Source organism: Pseudomonas sp. S2_A10 (genome assembly GCF_054668465.1).
On the sequence record NZ_CP162773.1, the window covers coordinates 4,415,577 to 4,433,104 of the forward strand.

Annotated in this window: 5 protein-coding genes; 1 reads left to right on the forward strand and 4 read right to left on the reverse strand. The window is 64.6% G+C overall.

The genetic code is table 11. From position 1 onward, the window contains the following. Positions 1-113: 113 nt before the first annotated feature. Positions 114-710 carry a trypsin-like peptidase domain-containing protein gene (locus AB4N41_RS19905; RefSeq protein WP_150742630.1) on the forward strand — a complete coding sequence of 199 codons (597 nt, stop codon included), beginning with the start codon at positions 114-116 and terminating at the stop codon, positions 708-710. Here the strand turns inward: AB4N41_RS19905 and AB4N41_RS19910 are convergent, their stop codons facing one another. The 4 genes from AB4N41_RS19910 to AB4N41_RS19925 are packed head-to-tail and all read right to left on the reverse strand — an operon-like array spanning position 711 to position 17,266. Continuing rightward, complete coding sequence (locus AB4N41_RS19910; protein ID WP_370593533.1) at positions 711-1,898, reverse strand: HlyD family type I secretion periplasmic adaptor subunit; 1,188 nt, start codon at positions 1,896-1,898, stop codon at positions 711-713. A gap of 5 nt (positions 1,899-1,903) precedes the next feature. Continuing rightward, entirely contained in the window at positions 1,904-4,066 is a 2,163-nt protein-coding gene (locus AB4N41_RS19915; RefSeq protein WP_056785069.1) for a type I secretion system permease/ATPase, read from the reverse strand. Next, positions 4,063-5,499, reverse strand: coding sequence for a TolC family outer membrane protein (locus tag AB4N41_RS19920; protein ID WP_252877957.1), 1,437 nt, complete (start codon positions 5,497-5,499; stop codon positions 4,063-4,065). The genes AB4N41_RS19915 and AB4N41_RS19920 overlap by 4 nt, the downstream gene beginning before the upstream one ends. A gap of 43 nt (positions 5,500-5,542) precedes the next feature. Next, positions 5,543-17,266, reverse strand: coding sequence for a BapA/Bap/LapF family large adhesin (locus AB4N41_RS19925; protein WP_460137921.1), 11,724 nt, complete (start codon positions 17,264-17,266; stop codon positions 5,543-5,545). Positions 17,267-17,528: the final 262 nt, after the last annotated feature.

Sequence of the window (17,528 nt, forward strand, 5' to 3'; positions counted from 1 at the left end):
AGTGATGGCGCAATGACATATTGCAGCACCTTTCCTCACTTCAAGATGTACCGAAAATGCGCCCCCTCAAGTCACTTGTTGCAGCGTCGTTGCTGCTCAGCGGGTGCAATGGAATGCCAGTCGCTTATGTTCAGGATCCTGTTTTAGACCAAGCCTTTGTCGTCCACTCCGGCGCGCCTTTGCCTTACGTGCTGATGGGTTCGGCTGTGCAATGGAATGAAGACTTCGCCGTGACGGTGAAGCACATTCCTTACTTGTCGGGCACGGTTTTCCAAGGGCAGGCAGATGTGCAGTTCTTCCGTCACAAGGCCAATAGCGTGCCGGCGTGGCGCGGCTACAAGCCGGGCGAGGAGCTGACTTCGGTGGGCTTCAATTCGCTGTACATGTCGGTCAAGGGTACCGGCCAGGCGTTGCCGGCGATGGTTCGCCTCGACGTCAAAGAGGGCAACGTGCTTTACGGCACCCACAATGGCGCGCTGGCCAAGGGCATGTCTGGCGGGCCGGTGTTTTCCGCCGATGGCAAAGTGGTTGGCATCAACGTGGCGTTTCTCACCCGCGATGATGTCAGCCGCCTCAAGCGCAAGGACTTGCTCGATCAACCGCGCGTAAGCATCTTTTTGCCGTACGCGGAGATCAATCGCGAGTGGTCGCGCTATCAGGCCAGCATCACCCCGACAGCGCCACCAGCGACCAAACTGGCCAGCCGCTGATCAGCGTTCGCGCAACGCTTCGCGGGCGCGGTTGAGTGGTTTGATCAGGTAGTCGAGCACGGTTTTTTCGCCGGTACGGATGTCCACCGTGGCGATCATCCCAGGCACGATGGCGAAGCGTTTGCCGGCCTTGTTGCGCAGTTCATCCGACGCGGTACGGATGAACACGCGGTAGTAGAAGATCTCCGGCTTGGCTTCGTCCTGGATGGTGTCCGGCGAGATCGTCACCACTTCGCCGTCGAGGCTGCCGTAGATCGAATAGTCATAGGCGGTGATTTTCACTTTCGCCGCCTGGCCTGGGTGAATGAAGGCGATGTCGCGCGGCGAGATGCGCGTCTCGATCAGCAGTTGTTCGTCGAGCGGCACGATCTGCATGACCTGGCCGTTGGGCGCAATGACGCCGCCAATCGTGCTGACCTCGATGTCCTTGACGATGCCGCGCACCGGCGAGCGCAGGGTCAGGCGCGACAGTGAATCGGTGCGCCCACGGATCACCGCTTCGAGCATTTGCGCCTCGGCGTTGGCTTTGGCCAGGTCTTCGCGGGCGCGGACCATGTAATCGGAGCGGGCTTCGGTGGCTTTCAATTCCAGCTCCGAACGCTGACGGGTCAGGCGCAGCACTTCGACCCGACTCGAGGCGCCGATCTTCGCCAGATTCTCGGTGATTGCCAGTTCGCTACGTACCAGTTTCAGCGAGCTCTGAATGCCGTCGAGGGTTTCCGCCAGACCTTTGCGCCGGGTCTGGTAGAGCTCGGTTTCGGCGCGGATCAGATCAGGAAACTCTTGCAGCGATGCGTCGAAGGTCAGGGGCTTTTCGCTGACCTCGGCCTGCAAGCGGTTGACGCTGGCCAGCGCCGCGCGGTACTTGGCCGCGCTTTCGCCGACGTTGGACTGGTTCTTCACCGGGTCCAGTTGCGCGAGGATCTGCCCGCGCTCGACCAACGCGCCTTCGCTGACATTGAGCTGCTCAAGAATGCCGCCCTCCATCGACTGAATCACCTGTTCGCGCGAGCTCGGCACCACTTTGCCGGTGCCGGTCGAGACCTCGACGATCTCGAACCACGCGGCCCAGGCAATGAAGCAGGCGAGCATCAGCGCGCAACCCCAGATCACCTTTGCGCCACCGGCAAGTGCGCGCTCATCGCGGCCATCGAGGTAGGACATCGGATCCGGCACGTCGGTCATCATCGGCTTCATACCGCCACTCCTTTACCCGGTGCGCGCAGCCGCGCCAATGCCGCGTCGCGGTGGTCGTCGATGACGATGCGGCCGTTGTCGAGAACGATGATCCGCTCGACCAGTTGCAACACACTGACCCGATGCGTGGCAACCACCAGCGTTCGGCCCTGGGTCCAGGTCGCGAGTTTTTCCAGCAGCAGCCGCTCGGTGACGTCATCGAGCGCGGCGGTCGGTTCGTCGAGCAGCAGCACTTGTGGCTGGCGGATCAATAAGCGCGACAGCAACAGGCTTTGACGCTGACCGCCCGACAGGCCCAAGCCACCTTCAAGCACCAGATGATCCATGCCTTTGGGCAGCTGCCGAACGAAGTCCAGCGCACCGGTGACAGTCAACGCGGCGATGATTTCCTGATCGCTGGCCTGACCGGCGCCGAGGGTGATGTTGTCGCGCAAGGTGCCGTGAAACAGTCGCGCCTGTTGCGAGAGCAGGCCGACATCGCGGCGCAGGTCGGCCGGATCCAGATGTGCCAGGGCGATGCCGTCCAGAGTGGTTTCACCGCTGCTCAGATCCATCGCGCCGCCCAGTGCTTGCAGCAACGTCGACTTGCCAGCGCCGTTGCGGCCGAGCAGGGCGATGCGCTCGCCGGGGCGAATGCTCAGGTCGATGTTGTTGAGCGCCGGGGACGATTCTTCGCTGTAGCGGAAGCTGGCCTGACGCAGGCGGTAGTCGCCGCGAATCGCCGGCAAGTGCACGCGCTGGCTGCCTTCGGGATGATCCACCGGCATCTGCATGATCCGGTTCAAGCCTTCGAGCGCGACCTTGGCCTGCTGCCATCGGGTGAGCACGTGGGTCAGTTGCGCCATCGGCCCCATCATCCGCGACGACAGAATCGACGCCGCGACCAGACTGCCGGTGGTCAGGTCGCCGGCAATCACCATTGGCGCGCCGAACACGATCACCACCGCGAACACTCCGCCTTGTACGTTCTGCGTCCACGCCACCAGGCTGTTGGTCAAGGTGCGCAGGCGCAGGCTGCTGTCCGCCGAGGCGGCGTTGTACTGATTCCACTGTTGCTGGAAACGCTGCTCGGCCTGCAGCGCCTTGATGTCGTCGAGGCCCTGAATGCTTTCCACCAGCATGGCGTTGCGCAGCGCCGCTTCACGCATCGACGCATTGGCGAGTCGCGCCAGACGCGGTTGCGCGATGATCCCGGGGAGCAACATGAACACCAACGCCACCAGTGGAATCAACACAAGTGGCCCGCCGATCAAATAGAACACCAGCAGGAACAGCAGAAAAAACGGCATGTCCGCCAGCGCCGTGGCGGTGCTGGAGGTGATCAGGTCGCGGATCTGCTCCAGCTCGCGCAACTGTGAAATGAACGAGCCGGTGGATTTCGGCCGCGCGGAATTGCGCAGGCGCAGGGCGTGGCCGAAGACCAGATCGGAGACGCGCAAATCGGCGCGCTTGCCCAGCACATCGGTGATGCGCAGACGCAGAATGCGCATGACGAAATCGAACAGCAGCGCCAGCATCACCCCGCCGAACAACACGTACAGGGTCGGCAGCGACTCGGCCGGAATCACCCGGTCGTACACCTGCATGGAAAACAGCACCCCGGCCATGCCCAGCAGGTTGGCCACCAGTGAGGCGATCATCACTTGGCTGTAGGGCCGCAGATCGGTGAGGACGATGCGCCGGAACCAGTGCTCGTCGTAGGGCTTGATGTAATCGTTGGTGCGCACGTCCGCCACCGGTTGCGTCGGACGCAGAATCACCGTGCGCAGGGCTTGCTCGGCGAGCGCGGTGGCGTCCATGCGGCTCTGCAAACCCTGGTCGCCACTGAAGCAGATGCCCAGCTCGCCGGTCTCGCCGATGCTTTCGAGCACGCCGACCTGACCATCGCGCAGTTGCACCACCAGCGGCGTGCGCCAGCGGCTCAGGCTCTTGTTGTCGAATGCCGCGAATTTCACGCTTAAACCGGCCTGCCGCGCCATGTGCCGAACCACTTCTTCGACGCGGCCTTCGCTGTGCACCGAGGCCAGGCGCACGCTTTCCGGCGAGACGTCGAGGCGATAGTGGCGGGCGACCTTGAGCACCGCTTCCAGCCATGGCGAATAATCTTCGCGAGCTTCGGCAGCAGCGGGTTCGGGAACAGTAATGCTGGCATCGGTCATGGCAGGATCTCGACATTCTGGATGGCGCTGTGGTCGATGCCGAAGACCCGGCGAATCGCACCGCTGTTGTAGAAGCAGTCGATCTGCAGACGTTGCAGCTCGGCCTGGGTGTTGACCAGATCGAAGCGCGACTGATGGATTTCCTGCTCGGCGTTGAGCAAGTCCAGCAGCGGCCGCGTGCCCAGCTCCAGGTACTGGCGGCCATACAACATGCGTGCCTCGGTGATGCTGGTCTGGCGAAATTCCAGCGAGCGCAGCCGCCGGTTCAGACCCGAGGTTTGCGCCTGGGCTTCGGCCAGACCCTGGCGCGCTTGCAGACGGGCGAAGTCTTCGGCCGAGTCCGCTGCGGTCAGCGCATGCCCGGCGGCGCGGCTGCGCGCACTGATCGCACCGCCCTGATAGATCGGCACTTCGAGGTTGAGGAAGATCCCGACCTGGGTGCGATCGGCGCGCGAGTTCTGATCGTCGTAGTGGTCATCCAGATATTGGTTGACCGAGGGTTGCAGCGACAGGGTCGGGTAGGCCTCGGCTTTGGCCTGGGCCAGCTCGGCCTGGGCCTGGGTGCGTTGCGCAGCCGCCTGGAGAACGGCGGGCAGGGTGTCGGAAATCTGCGACGCGTCGCAGGCCTGGGTCAGCGTCGGCGCGGCGGCATCGCTGACTGCTGGCGGCGTGCGTCGTCCGAGCAGACTGGTCAGAGTCGCTTGCCACCGTGCGTATTGCGCCTTGAATTCCTGCAACGTCGCCGTCGCGCCTTCTGCGCGGGACTGCGCCTGGACCATATCGGAGCGGGTGCTGGCGCCCATGTCGCTGCGCTGTCTGGCCAGGTCAACGATGCCGCCGATGCCCTGAATCTGTTCACGGGCAACCTCGAGCAGACGCTGATAACGCTGCACTTCGATGTAGGCTCTGGCGGTGTCGCGGGCGATGTCGTCGATCGCCAGCAGAATCCCCGCCTGACTGCGCGCCACCCGGGCGCGGGCGGCGTCGACCGAACTGGAAACCTTGCCGAAGTCATACAGCATCTGCTTGAGGGAAATGTTCACCGACTGGCTGCCGGCATCGCTGCCGTAACCGCTGGTGTAACCACCCTTGATGCCTCCGGTGACCTGCGGGTAATAACCGGATTCGGCGACGTTGACCCCTTCGCCTTGCTGGAACAGGGTGCCGATGGCCTCGCCGATGCGTGGGTGCCAGTCCACGGCGAGCCTGACCGCTTGTTCCAGCCCCAAAGTATCCGCGTTGGCGGCCGTTTTTGAAGCAGGGGCAGGGCGCTGACGATTGTCATTGCCTGCCGGTTGTTGCAGTTGCGACGGGCTGATGCTGCGCAAGCTACTGTCGAGGTTGTCGTCGGCGCGAACGCCGACGGTGAAAGCGGGGTAGAGGCCGATGGTCAACAGGACCACCGGCCATTTCTGGCGAAAAACTGACTCCACAGACTTCCCTTACTGTTGAGAGACCAACGTTTGATGTCTTGTTTCAAACCACTTGAATGCCGTTCTGCACCCACAAGTGGTGGCTCGGATCCTCCTGTGCCGTGTATTGAACATAGTCGATGCCGTCGGCCTGTTGCGTGCCATCGGCGACCCAGCCATCGGTCATGTGCACGCTGTCCCTGTCGTCACCCTTGATCAGCAAAGTGTTGTTGTCCGAAGAGGTAATCGCCAGCAGATCGCCGAGATTCAATGTCAGCGCAACCGCACTGGAATGGTTGAGGTCGAGGATTTCGACGTTGTGGATCTTGCTCTGCAGATCGCCGAGGTTGATCGACACGTCGCCACCGGCCCAGAGCAGGGTGTCGGTGCCGCTGCCGCCGTCCACCGAGGTGAATTGCTGATCGGCGATGATCAGCGTGTCGTCGCCACCGCCACCTTGCAGCGTGACGGCGCCACCGTGCGAGCCGTCGAGGGTGTCGTTGCCTTCGGTGCCCTGGATCAGTTCGCTGCCAGCGACATGGGCCAGACCGAGGTCATCGCTGGCCAGTGCCGAGAACGCGGTGCTGGCGAATGCGCCGGCATTGTTCAGGTCGATGGTCAGCGTCGCGGTATCCACGGTGCCGTTGGGGTGGGTGAGTTGGTAGGTGAAGGTGTCTTCCTGGCCGATCACCGCATCGGTCAGCCCGGCCTTGAGCGTGTAGGTGTAGTTGCCGTTGGCCTGGACCACCAGGGTGCCGTAGTTGCCGACCAGCGAGACGCCGTTGTAACCCGGCGCGACGTAACTGCCAGCGACCAGCACGCTGAGCAAGGTATAGACCGAGCCCAGTACATCGGCACCGCCGCCCGCGGTGTCGGTGAGCAGGTTGCCCGATACCGGTGTGTAGCTGCCGACCACGAACTGATTGTTGTAGGTCGCGACGTTGATCAGGCTGGTGTTGACGCTGGTCAGCAGGCCGAGGCCGCCCACTGCCACCCGCACCTGATAACTGCCGGCGGTCTGGTCGTCGAACTTGATCCCGTAGTTGCCGCCGCCGAGATTGACCAGCGCGTTGCCGCCGTAGCTCTTGACCAGCACGTACTGATTGGTGGCGGTGTTGAGCTTGTACAGGCCCACCGTCATCGAACCGAGCAGCGCCAGCAGGTTGCTCGAATTGACCACCACGGTCAGGTCACTGACGGTATCGGCCGCGACCACGGTGTTGTAGTTACCGCTGCCGCCGCCCAGCAGCACATTGAACGTGCCAAGGGCAGAGTTGGTGGTGACTTCGCGGTTGATCAGGGTGACGTCAGTCGAGGCGATGTCCGCTGTGGCATCAACCACCAGTGCCGGGCTGCCAAGGTTGGCGTCATTCCACACTTCGCTGGCTTGCGGGCTGTCGATGCGCACGTACAGATTGGCGGTGTCGCTCAAGCCGTTCGGGTGCACCAGTTGATAGTTGAACACGTCGACTTTGCCGACGCTGCCGACACTGCCGTTCGGTTTGTAGCTGTAGTTGCCGTTGGCGTCGATGGTCAGCGTGCCGTACAACCCTTGCACCGTGGTGCCGGCGCCGGCGCTGACCCAGGCGCCGTTCTTGAAGATCTGCAACTGCGCGCCGTTGTCCGGGCCGGTCTGATCGGCCGTGCCATCGACGCCGACGTTGGTGATGACGTTGCCGGTCACCGCTGGCCCGGCAATGCCGTTGAACTGGGTCAGGCTGCTCACATCCAGTTGCAGCTGGGTATTGACCGTGGTCAGCACGCCGATGCCGGTGCTCGAAACCGTCAGTCGATAATCGCCTGACAGCAGGTTACCGATGTCGACCCGCACGCCCTGGCCGGCGAGCGCGATCAGGTCGAGCAGACCGCCGCTGCCGTTGACATCCAGAGTGACCCAGTTGCCGCTGGCATCTTTCACTTGCAGGGTGTAGACCACGCCATCGATCAGCGAAATCAGACTGCTGGTGGTCAGCGTCAGGGTCGGATCAAGACGCGTGCCGCCGGCCACGGTGAAGGTGAAGGTTTTCGAGAACCCGGCCAGCAGTGTGGTGAACGAGTCGTTAAAGGTCTGCGACGCGGTGACCGGAGCCAGGGTGACGGTGCCAACGGCGAGGTTATCGCTGGCGATCACTGGCGCGTTGACGTCGACGTCCGGCGCAATGACGTTGGCGGCCACCGAAACGTTGCCGCGAGCGTCGCTGAGATTGACGGTGAGGTTTTCGCCGTTGATCTGCGCGCTGCTCAGGGTGACGGTAAACACGCCGAGGTTGTTGACCGTGGCGGTGCCCAGAACGGCGCCGCTGGCCGACTTGATGGTGACGGTTGCACCGGCTTCACCGGTACCGGTAACGGTCAGGCCATCGGCACCGACCAGCAGCGCCGTTGCCGCAGCGGGCGGTGTCAGGTCTGGCGCCGTCGCGGTCGCCGCTGCCGATACGTTGCCACTCGGATCGGCCTGGGTGACGCTGAGTACCTGGCTGTTGATCTGCGCTGAGGCTAGTGCCACGGAGAAACTGCCGTTAGCGGCGACGGTCGCGGTGCCGAGCACCGCACCACCGACGCCGAGCACGCTGATGGTCGAACCGGGCACGCCGACGCCAGTGAGCACGGTGCCGCTGCCATTGACGCTGACGCCAGTCGGCGCGCCAGGGGCGGTAATGTCCGGCGCCGTCAGGCTGGCATTGGGCGACAGATTGCCGGCCGGGTCGACCAGACGCACGGTCAACAGCTGCCCGTCGAGTTGCGCGGTGTTCAGGTTGAAGCTGAACGTACCGCCACTGCCCACGGTGGTGGTGCCGATCAGCGCGCCGCCGGGGCCGTAGACGTTGACCGTCGCACCGGCTTCGCCCGTACCGCTCAGGGTCAGACCGTTGGCAGCGAGCGTCAGACCGCTGGCCGCGATCGGCGCCTGTACGTCAGGGGCCGTCAGGTTGAAAACCGGCGACAGATTGCCCGTCGGGTCGGCCTGTTGGACGTTGAGCTGTTGGCCGTTAAGTTGCGCGCTGGACAGTTGCACGGTGAAGGTGCCGCCAGCATTGACCACAGCGGTGCCGAGGACGGTACCGGCTGCGTTGGTCACGCTGACGGTCGCGCCGGCCTCACCCGTGCCGCTGACCGCCAGGCCGGTGCCGTTCAAGCTGACATTGCTCAGCGGCGCTGGCGCGGTGGTATCGGCGACGCTGAGGTTGGTAACCGGCGAAACGTTGCCCGCCGCATCACTCTGCGTGACGCTCAGCTGCTGGCCGTTGAGTTGCGCGGAGGACAAGGTCACCGAGAACGAGCCATTGCCCGCCACCGTCGCCGTGCCCAGCACCGTGCCACCCGCACCGCGAACAGTGACGGTGGCGCCGGCTTCACCGAGCCCGCCGAGGACCAGACCGGCACCGCTAAGGACCAGCGCCGTCGGAGCGGCCGGGGGAGTGATATCGGGCGCCGTTACGTTAAGCCCGGATGAGGTGTTATTGGACGCATCGGTCTGTGTCGCATTGAGCACCTGACCGTTGACCTGCGGCGTATTGAGCTGTGCGCTGAAAGTGCCATTGGCGCCAACCGTCGCATTGCCCAGCACCACGCCGCCAGCGCCGGTGATGGTCACCGACGCGCCGACTTCGCCGCGACCGGTAACCAAAGTGCCGTTGGCGTTGACCGCCAGATCGCTGAGTGGCGCCGGCGCCGAGGTGTCACCTGCGGTGATTTCAGTCGGCAGCGAGGCGCCACCCAACGCAGTGTTGGCGGTGACTTCGAGGCTTTCGCCGTTGGTTTGCGCGGGCGTCAGCACGACGCTGAACGTGCCATCCGCGCCGGTGACGCCGGTGCCGATCAGGCTGTTGTCCGGCGCGTAGACATTGATGATGGTGCCAATGGCCGCCGTGCCGGTCAGCGTCAGACCATCGGCCGTAAGCGCCAGATTGGCTGGAGCGTCCGGTGCCGGAACCGCCGGGACAGTCAGGCTGGCGTCTGCCGAAACGTTGGTTGCGACGTCGATCTGATTCACCGTCAGCACCTGGCCGGCAGTGATGCCCGGCGCCAGATCGATCAGGAACGTACCGTTGGCGGCCACTGTGCCGGTGCCGACGATATTGCCCAGCGCATCGGTCACTTCGACACTCGCGCCGGCTTCGCCACGACCGGCGAGCTGGCTCAGATCGCCGCTGATGGTCAGACCGGTGACGGCATCTGGAGCGGTAGTATCAGCCGCCGGGTAGAGCAGCACTGGCGATGCGTTTTGCGCCTCATCCGTCGCGATCACTGACAACAACTGACCATTGGCCTGGGCCGGATTCAGCGTAACGGTATAGGTGCCGTCGCCCAATGCCACCGCCGTGCCGAGCACGGTGCCGGTGGCGGACAGCACAGTCACGGTGCTGCCGGCTTCGGCGGTTCCGGCGAGCAAGGTGCCGGCGCCGGTCAGCGATGTCACCGTTGGTGCGATCGGTGCAGTGCTGTCCGGCGCGTCGACTAGTACGGGCTCGGACTGGTTGTTTTGCGCGTCGGCTTGCACGACCGACAGTGCGCGGCCATCGATTTGCGCAGCCGACAACGTGACGCTGAAATTGCCATCTGCGGCCACGGTCGCCGTGCCGAGCACCACCGTGCCGTCGCGCACGGTGACGGTCGCTCCGGGCTCGCCGGTGCCGGTCACGGTCAAGCCGTCCTGGCTGACATTGAGGTCGGCCACCTCCAGTGGATCGGTGATATCGCCCGCTTGCACGGGCGCTGTCGGCGATGTGTTGGATGCCAGATCGGTCTGATTGACGCTCAACAGCTCGCCGTTCACTTGCGGCGGATTGAGGGTCACGCTGAACGAGCCATTGCCGGTCACGGTTGCCGAGCCCAGTACCGTGCCAGTCGCACTGAGTACACGCACCGTGGCGCCGGCTTCACCGGTACCGGTCAGTGTCAGGCCATCAGGCGTGAGAACGAGGTCGGTGGGCGCAGCGGGCAGGGTGATGTCCGGCGCAGTGACGGGCACGATCGGCGAAGGATTACCCGCGGCATCGCGCTGGATCACCGACAAGGCTTCACCGTTGAGCAGAGGCTGGTCGAGGGTGACGCTGAAACTGCCATCGGCCGCGACGGTGCCGGTGCCGACGATGGTGCCCACCGCGTTGGTGACGACTACCTGCGAGCCAGCCGCACCGGAGCCGGTGATGAGGCTGCCGCTGGCGTCGATCTCGACATCGGTCAGTGCGGCAGGAGGCGTGCTGTCCGGTGCGCTCAGCGTGCCGGCAGGCGAGGCATTGCCGGCTGCATCCGCCAACACCACGAACAGCGCTTGGCCATTGGTTTGCACCGGAGTCACGGTGATCTGGAAACGGCCATCGCTGCCCACGGTGCCGGTGCCCAGCTCGGTACCGTCTGCGGATGTCACGCGGACAATGGCGCCGACTTCGCCGGTCCCGGTGAGGGTGTCGCCATCGGCATTCAGTTGCAGATCGGCCGGCGTCGCTGGCGGGGTGAGATCCGGTGCGGTGATCGACACCGGCGCGCTGACGTTGCCGGGTGGATCGGCCTGCTGCACGCTGAGGATCTGTTCATTGATCTGCGGCGGGTTGAGGGTGACGCTGAAGGTGCCGTCGCCGAGTACCACGCTGGTGCCGAGCAAGGTGCCATTGGCATCGCGCACGGTCACGGTCGCGCCGGGTTCGCCAGTACCGATGACCAGCGCGCCGGACGAGTTGATATCGACGTTGTCCAGTGGATCAGGCGGGGTGAAGTCCGGCGTGGTCAGGTTCACTGCCGGCGAGTCGTTGCCCGCCGCGTCGGCCTGGACCACGGTGATCACTTCGGCGTTGGTCAACGCCGGGTTCAGTGGCAGGGTGAAGGTACCGGTCGCGCTGACCACGGCGGTGCCAAGCACGTTGCCGTCGCTGTCGATGACCCGGACTTGCGCGCCGGGTTCGCCGCGCCCGGTCAGGCTTGCGCCGTCGCCGCCGATGCTCAGTTGCGAAACGGCTGCTGGCGGTGTGCTGTCGACCGAAGTGAACGGTGTGGCTGCCGAGGTGTTGCCCGCCGCATCCGTCAGTGACACGGTCAGCGCCTGACCGTTGGCTTGTGGCGTAGTCAGGGTTATCGCAAACGTGCCGTCGATGCTCACGGTGCCGGTCCCGACCAGCGCTCCGGCAGCGTTGTACACGTTGACCGTGGTGCCGGCCTCACCGGTACCCGACAGCAAGGTGCCGTCAGTGCTTGCCACCAGCGCCGCCGGCGCATTGGGCGCGAGCAGGTCCGGGGCGATCAGGTTGACGCTGTTGGATTCGTTGCCGGCGGTGTCGGCCTGGCTCAGGCTCAAAGTCTGACCAGAGGTCTGTGCCGGGCTGAGGGTGACGCTGAAGGTGCCATTGGCCGCCACCACGGCGCTGCCGAGAACCACTCCACCCGTGCCGAGCACGGTCACCGTGGCGCCGGCTTCACCGCGCCCGGTCAGGGCCGTGCCGTTCGGTGCCAGGCTCAGTTCGCTGAGCGGCGTTGGCGCGGCGATATCGGCAGCGGTGTAATCGGTCGGGGATGAATTGATACCGGTGCTCGAGGTTGCCACGGCAGACAGCTCTTCACCGTTGAGTTGCGCGGCGTTGAGGGTGACGCTGAAAGTGCCGTTGGCCGCCACCAGCGCGCTGCCGAGCAACACACCCGAGGCATTGCGAATGCTCACGGTGCTGCCGGCGGTGGCCGAGCCGGTGAGGGTCAGACCGTCGACGCTGAGGGCCAAATTGGTCGGTGCACTTTCCGCCAGATTGCCCGGTGCAGTCACCGGCGCCGCCGGTCCGGTGTTGCCGGCAGCATCGATCTGCACCACGGAAAGATTCGATCCAGCCACCGCAGCCGGGGACAACGTGACGCTGAAATTGCCATTGCTGGCAACGGTCGCGGTACCCAGCAAAACACCTCCGGCATCGCGAACTTCCACGCTGGCGCCGACCTCGCCGATGCCGGTCAGGGTGGCACCATTGGCGCTCACCGCCAGATCGCTCGCCACCAACGGCGCCGTGCTATCGACCGCATTGACGATTGCCGGGGATGACGGATTGCCTGCCGCATCGGTGGCCGTCACGTTCAGCGACTGGCCGTTGGTTTGCGGGCTGTTGAGGGTAATCTGGAAAGTGCCGTTTGCGGCCGCCGTGGTGGTGCCGAGGAGGTTGCCCTGGCTGTCGCGCACGGTCACGGTACTGCCGGCCTCGGCGTTACCCGACAGTTGCACGCCGGCAGCATTGAGGGTCAATGCGCTCGGAATCGCCGGCGCAGTCAAATCCACGGCGGTGACTTCAACCGCAGTCGAAACGTTGCCCGGCGGATCCTCCTGAGTAACGGTCAGCACCTCAGCATTCAGTTGTGCTGCGTTGAGGGTGACAGTGAACGCGCCGCCGCTGCCGACCTGTGCGGTGCCGAGCAAGGTGCCGTCGGCGCTGCGCACAGACACGGTGGCGCCGGGCTCGCCGTGGCCGGTGACGGTGACACCGTCAGCATTCACCGCAACCTGGGTCAGTGCCGCCGGCGGGCTGATGTCGGGGGCGTTGACACTGGTCGATGGCGAGACGTTGCCGGCAGGGTCGGTCTGGCTGATCGCGAGCGCTTCACCATTGGTTGGCGCTGGCGCCAGGGTCACGCTGAACGAGCCGTCCGCGCCAACTACGGCGCTGCCTAGCACGGTGCCGTTGGCGGTGGTGACATTGACGGTTGCGCCAGCTTCACCCGTGCCGCTGAGGGTGCTGCCATCGGCGCTGATCAGTGGGTTCTGCACAGCGGCCGGCGGGGTGCCGTCGACGGTGACCACGCCAGTGGAAATCGAGGCGTTGCCGTTGGCGTCGGTCAGAGTGACCTGCAGGGTTTCGCCGGTGTTCTGCGCGTTGGGCAAGGTGACCTGGAAATTGCCGCTCTGATCGACCACGCCGGTGGCCAGAACATTGCCGGCGGCATCGCGCACGGTGACGGTGCTGCCGGCTTCGCCCTGGCCTTTGACCACGGTGCCGACGTCATTGATCGTAACGCCAGTCGCTGCTGCGGGCGGTTGCAGATCGGTGGCGATGATGCCGGCGGGTTGCGACAGGTTGCCGGCGGCATCGCTCTGGATCGCGGTAAGTGCCTGGCCATTAAGTTGTGCCGGCGTCAGCGTCAGGCTGAACGTGCCATTGCTGGCGACCAGTGCAGTACCGAGCACGGTACCTGTGGCGTCGGTGACAGTGACCGTCGCCCCGGCCTCTCCGCGTCCTGTGAGTGTCGTGCCGTTGGCATTCAGCGCCAGATTGGTCACCGCGTCCGGCGCCGTGCCATCGATCGCCGTCACCGTGCCCGGAATCGACACGTCACCGTCGGGACTGGTGGCCGTCACCTGGAGGACTTGCGCATTGATCTGTTTGCTACTGAGCAACAGGGTGAAGCGGCCGAAGCTGTTGATCAGCCCGGAGCCGAGCACCGTGCCGCTGCTGCTGGTCACCGTCACGGTGCAACCGGGCGTACCGGCGCCGGTCAGGGTGAAACCATCGGCACTCAAGGCCAGATCGGTCGGGGTCGCGACCTGGGTACCGTCCAGTCCTGCCAGCGGCACAACGGGCGAATCATTGCCGCCGCCGTCAGTGCTGATGACTTCCAGATTGCCGCCAGGCTCGGCCGGTGGACTTAGGGTCACGACGAAGCGGCCGTCCGCATCGGCCGTCGTGGTGCCCAGCACAGCGCCACCGCCGGCAATGCTGACGGTGACCGTGGTGCCCGGTTCGGCAAGGCCAGAGACCTGCGTGCCGGCGGGATTGAGCGCGAGATCGCTGACTGGCGCCGGCGGGGTGCTGTCCGGCGCAGTGACGCTGCCGGGAAGCGAACTGTTGGCGCCGTCCGACGCCACGACTTGCAAGGCTTCGCCATTGGTCTGCGCCGTATCGAGGTTGACCGTGAAGGCGCCCGTGCCGTCAGCGGTCGCGGTGCCGATGACGTTGCCGTCGGCATCCAGCACCTGCACCGTGTTATTGGGCTGCGTGGTGCCGGTGACCGTGGCACCCGCCGGATCGATGAGCAGACCGCTCGGTGCAGGTGGGGCGGTGATGTCCGGTGCGGTGACCGGTGTGGCGGGCGAGGGCAGGGCGCTCGCATCGGTCTGGATCACACTCAGCACCTGACCGTCGAGCTGAGCCGGGCTCAGGTTGAGGCTGAAGCTGCCGTCGCTGGCGACCACCGTAGTGCCAAGCACCGTGCCGTCCGCCGCGCTGACAGTTACGGTGCTGCCGGCTTGTCCTGTGCCGGTCAACGTCACGCCATTGTTGGCCAGAACGACGTTGTCTGGTGCCAGAGGCGCGGTGGTGTCCGCTGCCGTCAGCGGCGTGTTGGGGGAGACGTTCACGCCATCCGATTGGCTCACTTGCAGTTGTTGGCCTTCGATCTGCGGGCTGTTCAGCGGCACTGTAAAGGCGCCGCTGCCGTCGACGATCGCAGTGCCCAAGGTATTGCCGGCCGAATCCTTGACCGTCACCGTGGCGCCGGGTTCGCCGGTGCCGCTCAGTTCAGTGCCGCCTGCGTTCAGCGTCAGATCCGAAGGGGCAGTGGGAGCCTGGATATCCGGCGCTTCAACTGGAACTGCCGGGGAGCCAGTGGGCGAGCCATCGGTCTGCACAACGCTGAGGTTCTGGCCATTGGTTTGTGGTGAAGACAGGGTGACTTCGAACCGGCCGTTGCTGCCGACCAAAGCTGTTCCCAGCACGGTCCCGTTGGTGTCAGTAACAGTAACGGTGGCGCCGATCTGACCCGCGCCGGAGACTACGGCGCCATTGGCGGAAATGCTCACATCGGTCACGGCGACCGGCGTGGTCAGATCGGGTGCGGTGACGTTGACCGGCGCCGAGGGATTGCCTTCCGCGTCGGTCTGGATCACTTGCAGTTGTTGCGCATCGGTCTGTGGTGTGGAAAGTGGAACGGTAAAATTGCCATCGGCATCCACCGTGCCCGTGCCGATGATGTTGCCGGCCGGATCGCGCACAGTGACCGACGCACCCAACTCACCCTTACCGGTGAGCGTCTGCCCCTGAGCGTCGAGCGCAAGATCGGAGACGGCCGTCGGCCCTTGGGTGTCAGGCGCCACGTAGTTCAGTGGTGCGGAAGTGTTGCCAGCGGCGTCACTGGCGCTGATCTGCAGTGTTTCGCCGTTGTTCTGCGGACTGCTCAGTTGCAGGCTGAACGTGCCGTCCGCCGCCACCACGGCCGTGCCGAGCACATTGCCGTTGGCGTCGCGCACCGTCACGGTCGAACCGACCTGGCCGCGTCCACTCAACTGCGTGCCATCGATGCTCACCGCGATGTCGCTCGGTTGAGTCAGGCCATCCAGATCAATGGCGATAACGGTCGCTGCTGGCGAAGGGTTGCCGGCGGCGTCGGTGACCAGCACGCTCAGCGCTTCACCATCGATTTGCGCGGCGTTGAGTTGCACGGTGAACGAGCCGTCGGCGGCGACCAGAGCTGTCCCCAGTAGCGTGCCTTGGGCATTGGTGACGCTGACTGTGCTGCCGGGTTCGCCACGGCCGGTGACCGAGAGGCCATCGCTGCTCACCGCCAGATCCGTCGCAGTGCCGGGGCCGGTGATGTCCGGCGCATTGAAGGTCACGGCCGGCGATTGCGCACCGGCGCCGTTGACTGCCACGACACTGAAGGTTTCACCGTTGGCCTGCGCACGAACCAGCGTCAGCAGGAAAGTGCCGTCAGCAGCCACCGCCGCACGCCCGAGCAATTCGCCGTTGGCGGCACGGACTTCAATCGTGGTGCCGGCTCGGGCGGTGCCGGTGAGTTGACTGCCGTCGCTGCTCAAATCGAGATTGCCTGGCGTCGTCGGTTCGACGATCTCCGGCGCGCTGATCGTTGCGCCGGTCGAGGTGTTGCCTGCGGCATCGGTGGCATTCACTGTCAGCGGCTGACCGCCGGTTTGCGCGGGGCTGAGGGCGACGCTGAAGGTGCCATCGGCTGCAACCACGGCGCTGCCGAGCAGGCTGCCATCGGCGGCGCGCACCTGGATGGTCGAGCCGACTTCACCGGTGCCGCCGAGTTGCGTGCCATCAGGGCTCACGCTGAGATTGCCTGGTGCGGTCGGCGCGGTGGTATCCGGCGCAGTGACCGTACCCGGCGTCGAAACGTTGCCCGCGGGGTCGGTGAGCGTGACGTCGAGCGGCTGGCCATTGTTCTGTGGCGTACCCAGGTCGACCTGGAAACTGCCATCGGCGCCAACGGTTCCGGAACCCAAAAGGTTGCCGGCTGCATCGCGTACCTGAACGACACTGCCAGCTTCGCCAAAACCACTCAGCACCCGGCCATCGGCCGACAAGGTTAATCCGGTCGCGGGCGCAGGAGGCGTCGCGTCTCCATCGCCACCACCACCACCGCCGCCGCCGCCACTTCCGCCGGCAGCGGCTGCCGCACCACCCGCGCCCAACAGGCCAAGCCCGGCAATCGCCCAGGCCGGCGTCGCGCCATCCACCACACCGACGCCAGCGATCAGCTCGTCCAGCGAATTGATTTCGTCAAAGGTAAAGCCATTGAACGGCTCGGCGCTGTAGCGCGCCTGCCACAGCGTCGCGTCGTCACCCTGAAAGACAATGTCATTGGGCACGCCGTCAGGGCTGGTGACAAAGAAATTGGAGATTTTGATTTGCTCGCCAGACTTCAGATTGACGATCAAATCCTGACCGCTGCGACTGGTCGACGCCAATTGATCGGGCCGAACCGGCATTTGTACAACTGAAGGCTGACTGAGCTGAACATTGCCCCAGTTCTGGGCAGTGAGCTGAGAATTGGCTTTGTCGGCAATGACGATGTTGTCCATTACTACTCCCTGTAAATGGGTGGGGCGGACGTCCACGGATGGTTTTAAAACCATAGATAGGGAGTGTCGGATGGGGCTGCCTGATTTTTGACGAGCGTATGGATGGGCCATTTGCCCACGTTTATCTATTTGAAAATCTGCTCTATTCAGGTCGTTACCGTTTGTCGGGACGTTGGATCCAAGCGGTTTTTGGGTGCAACAAAATGTGTCGGTTTCGACATTATCCAACGAGACGCTGGAAAATATCCGGGCGGAATCGAGG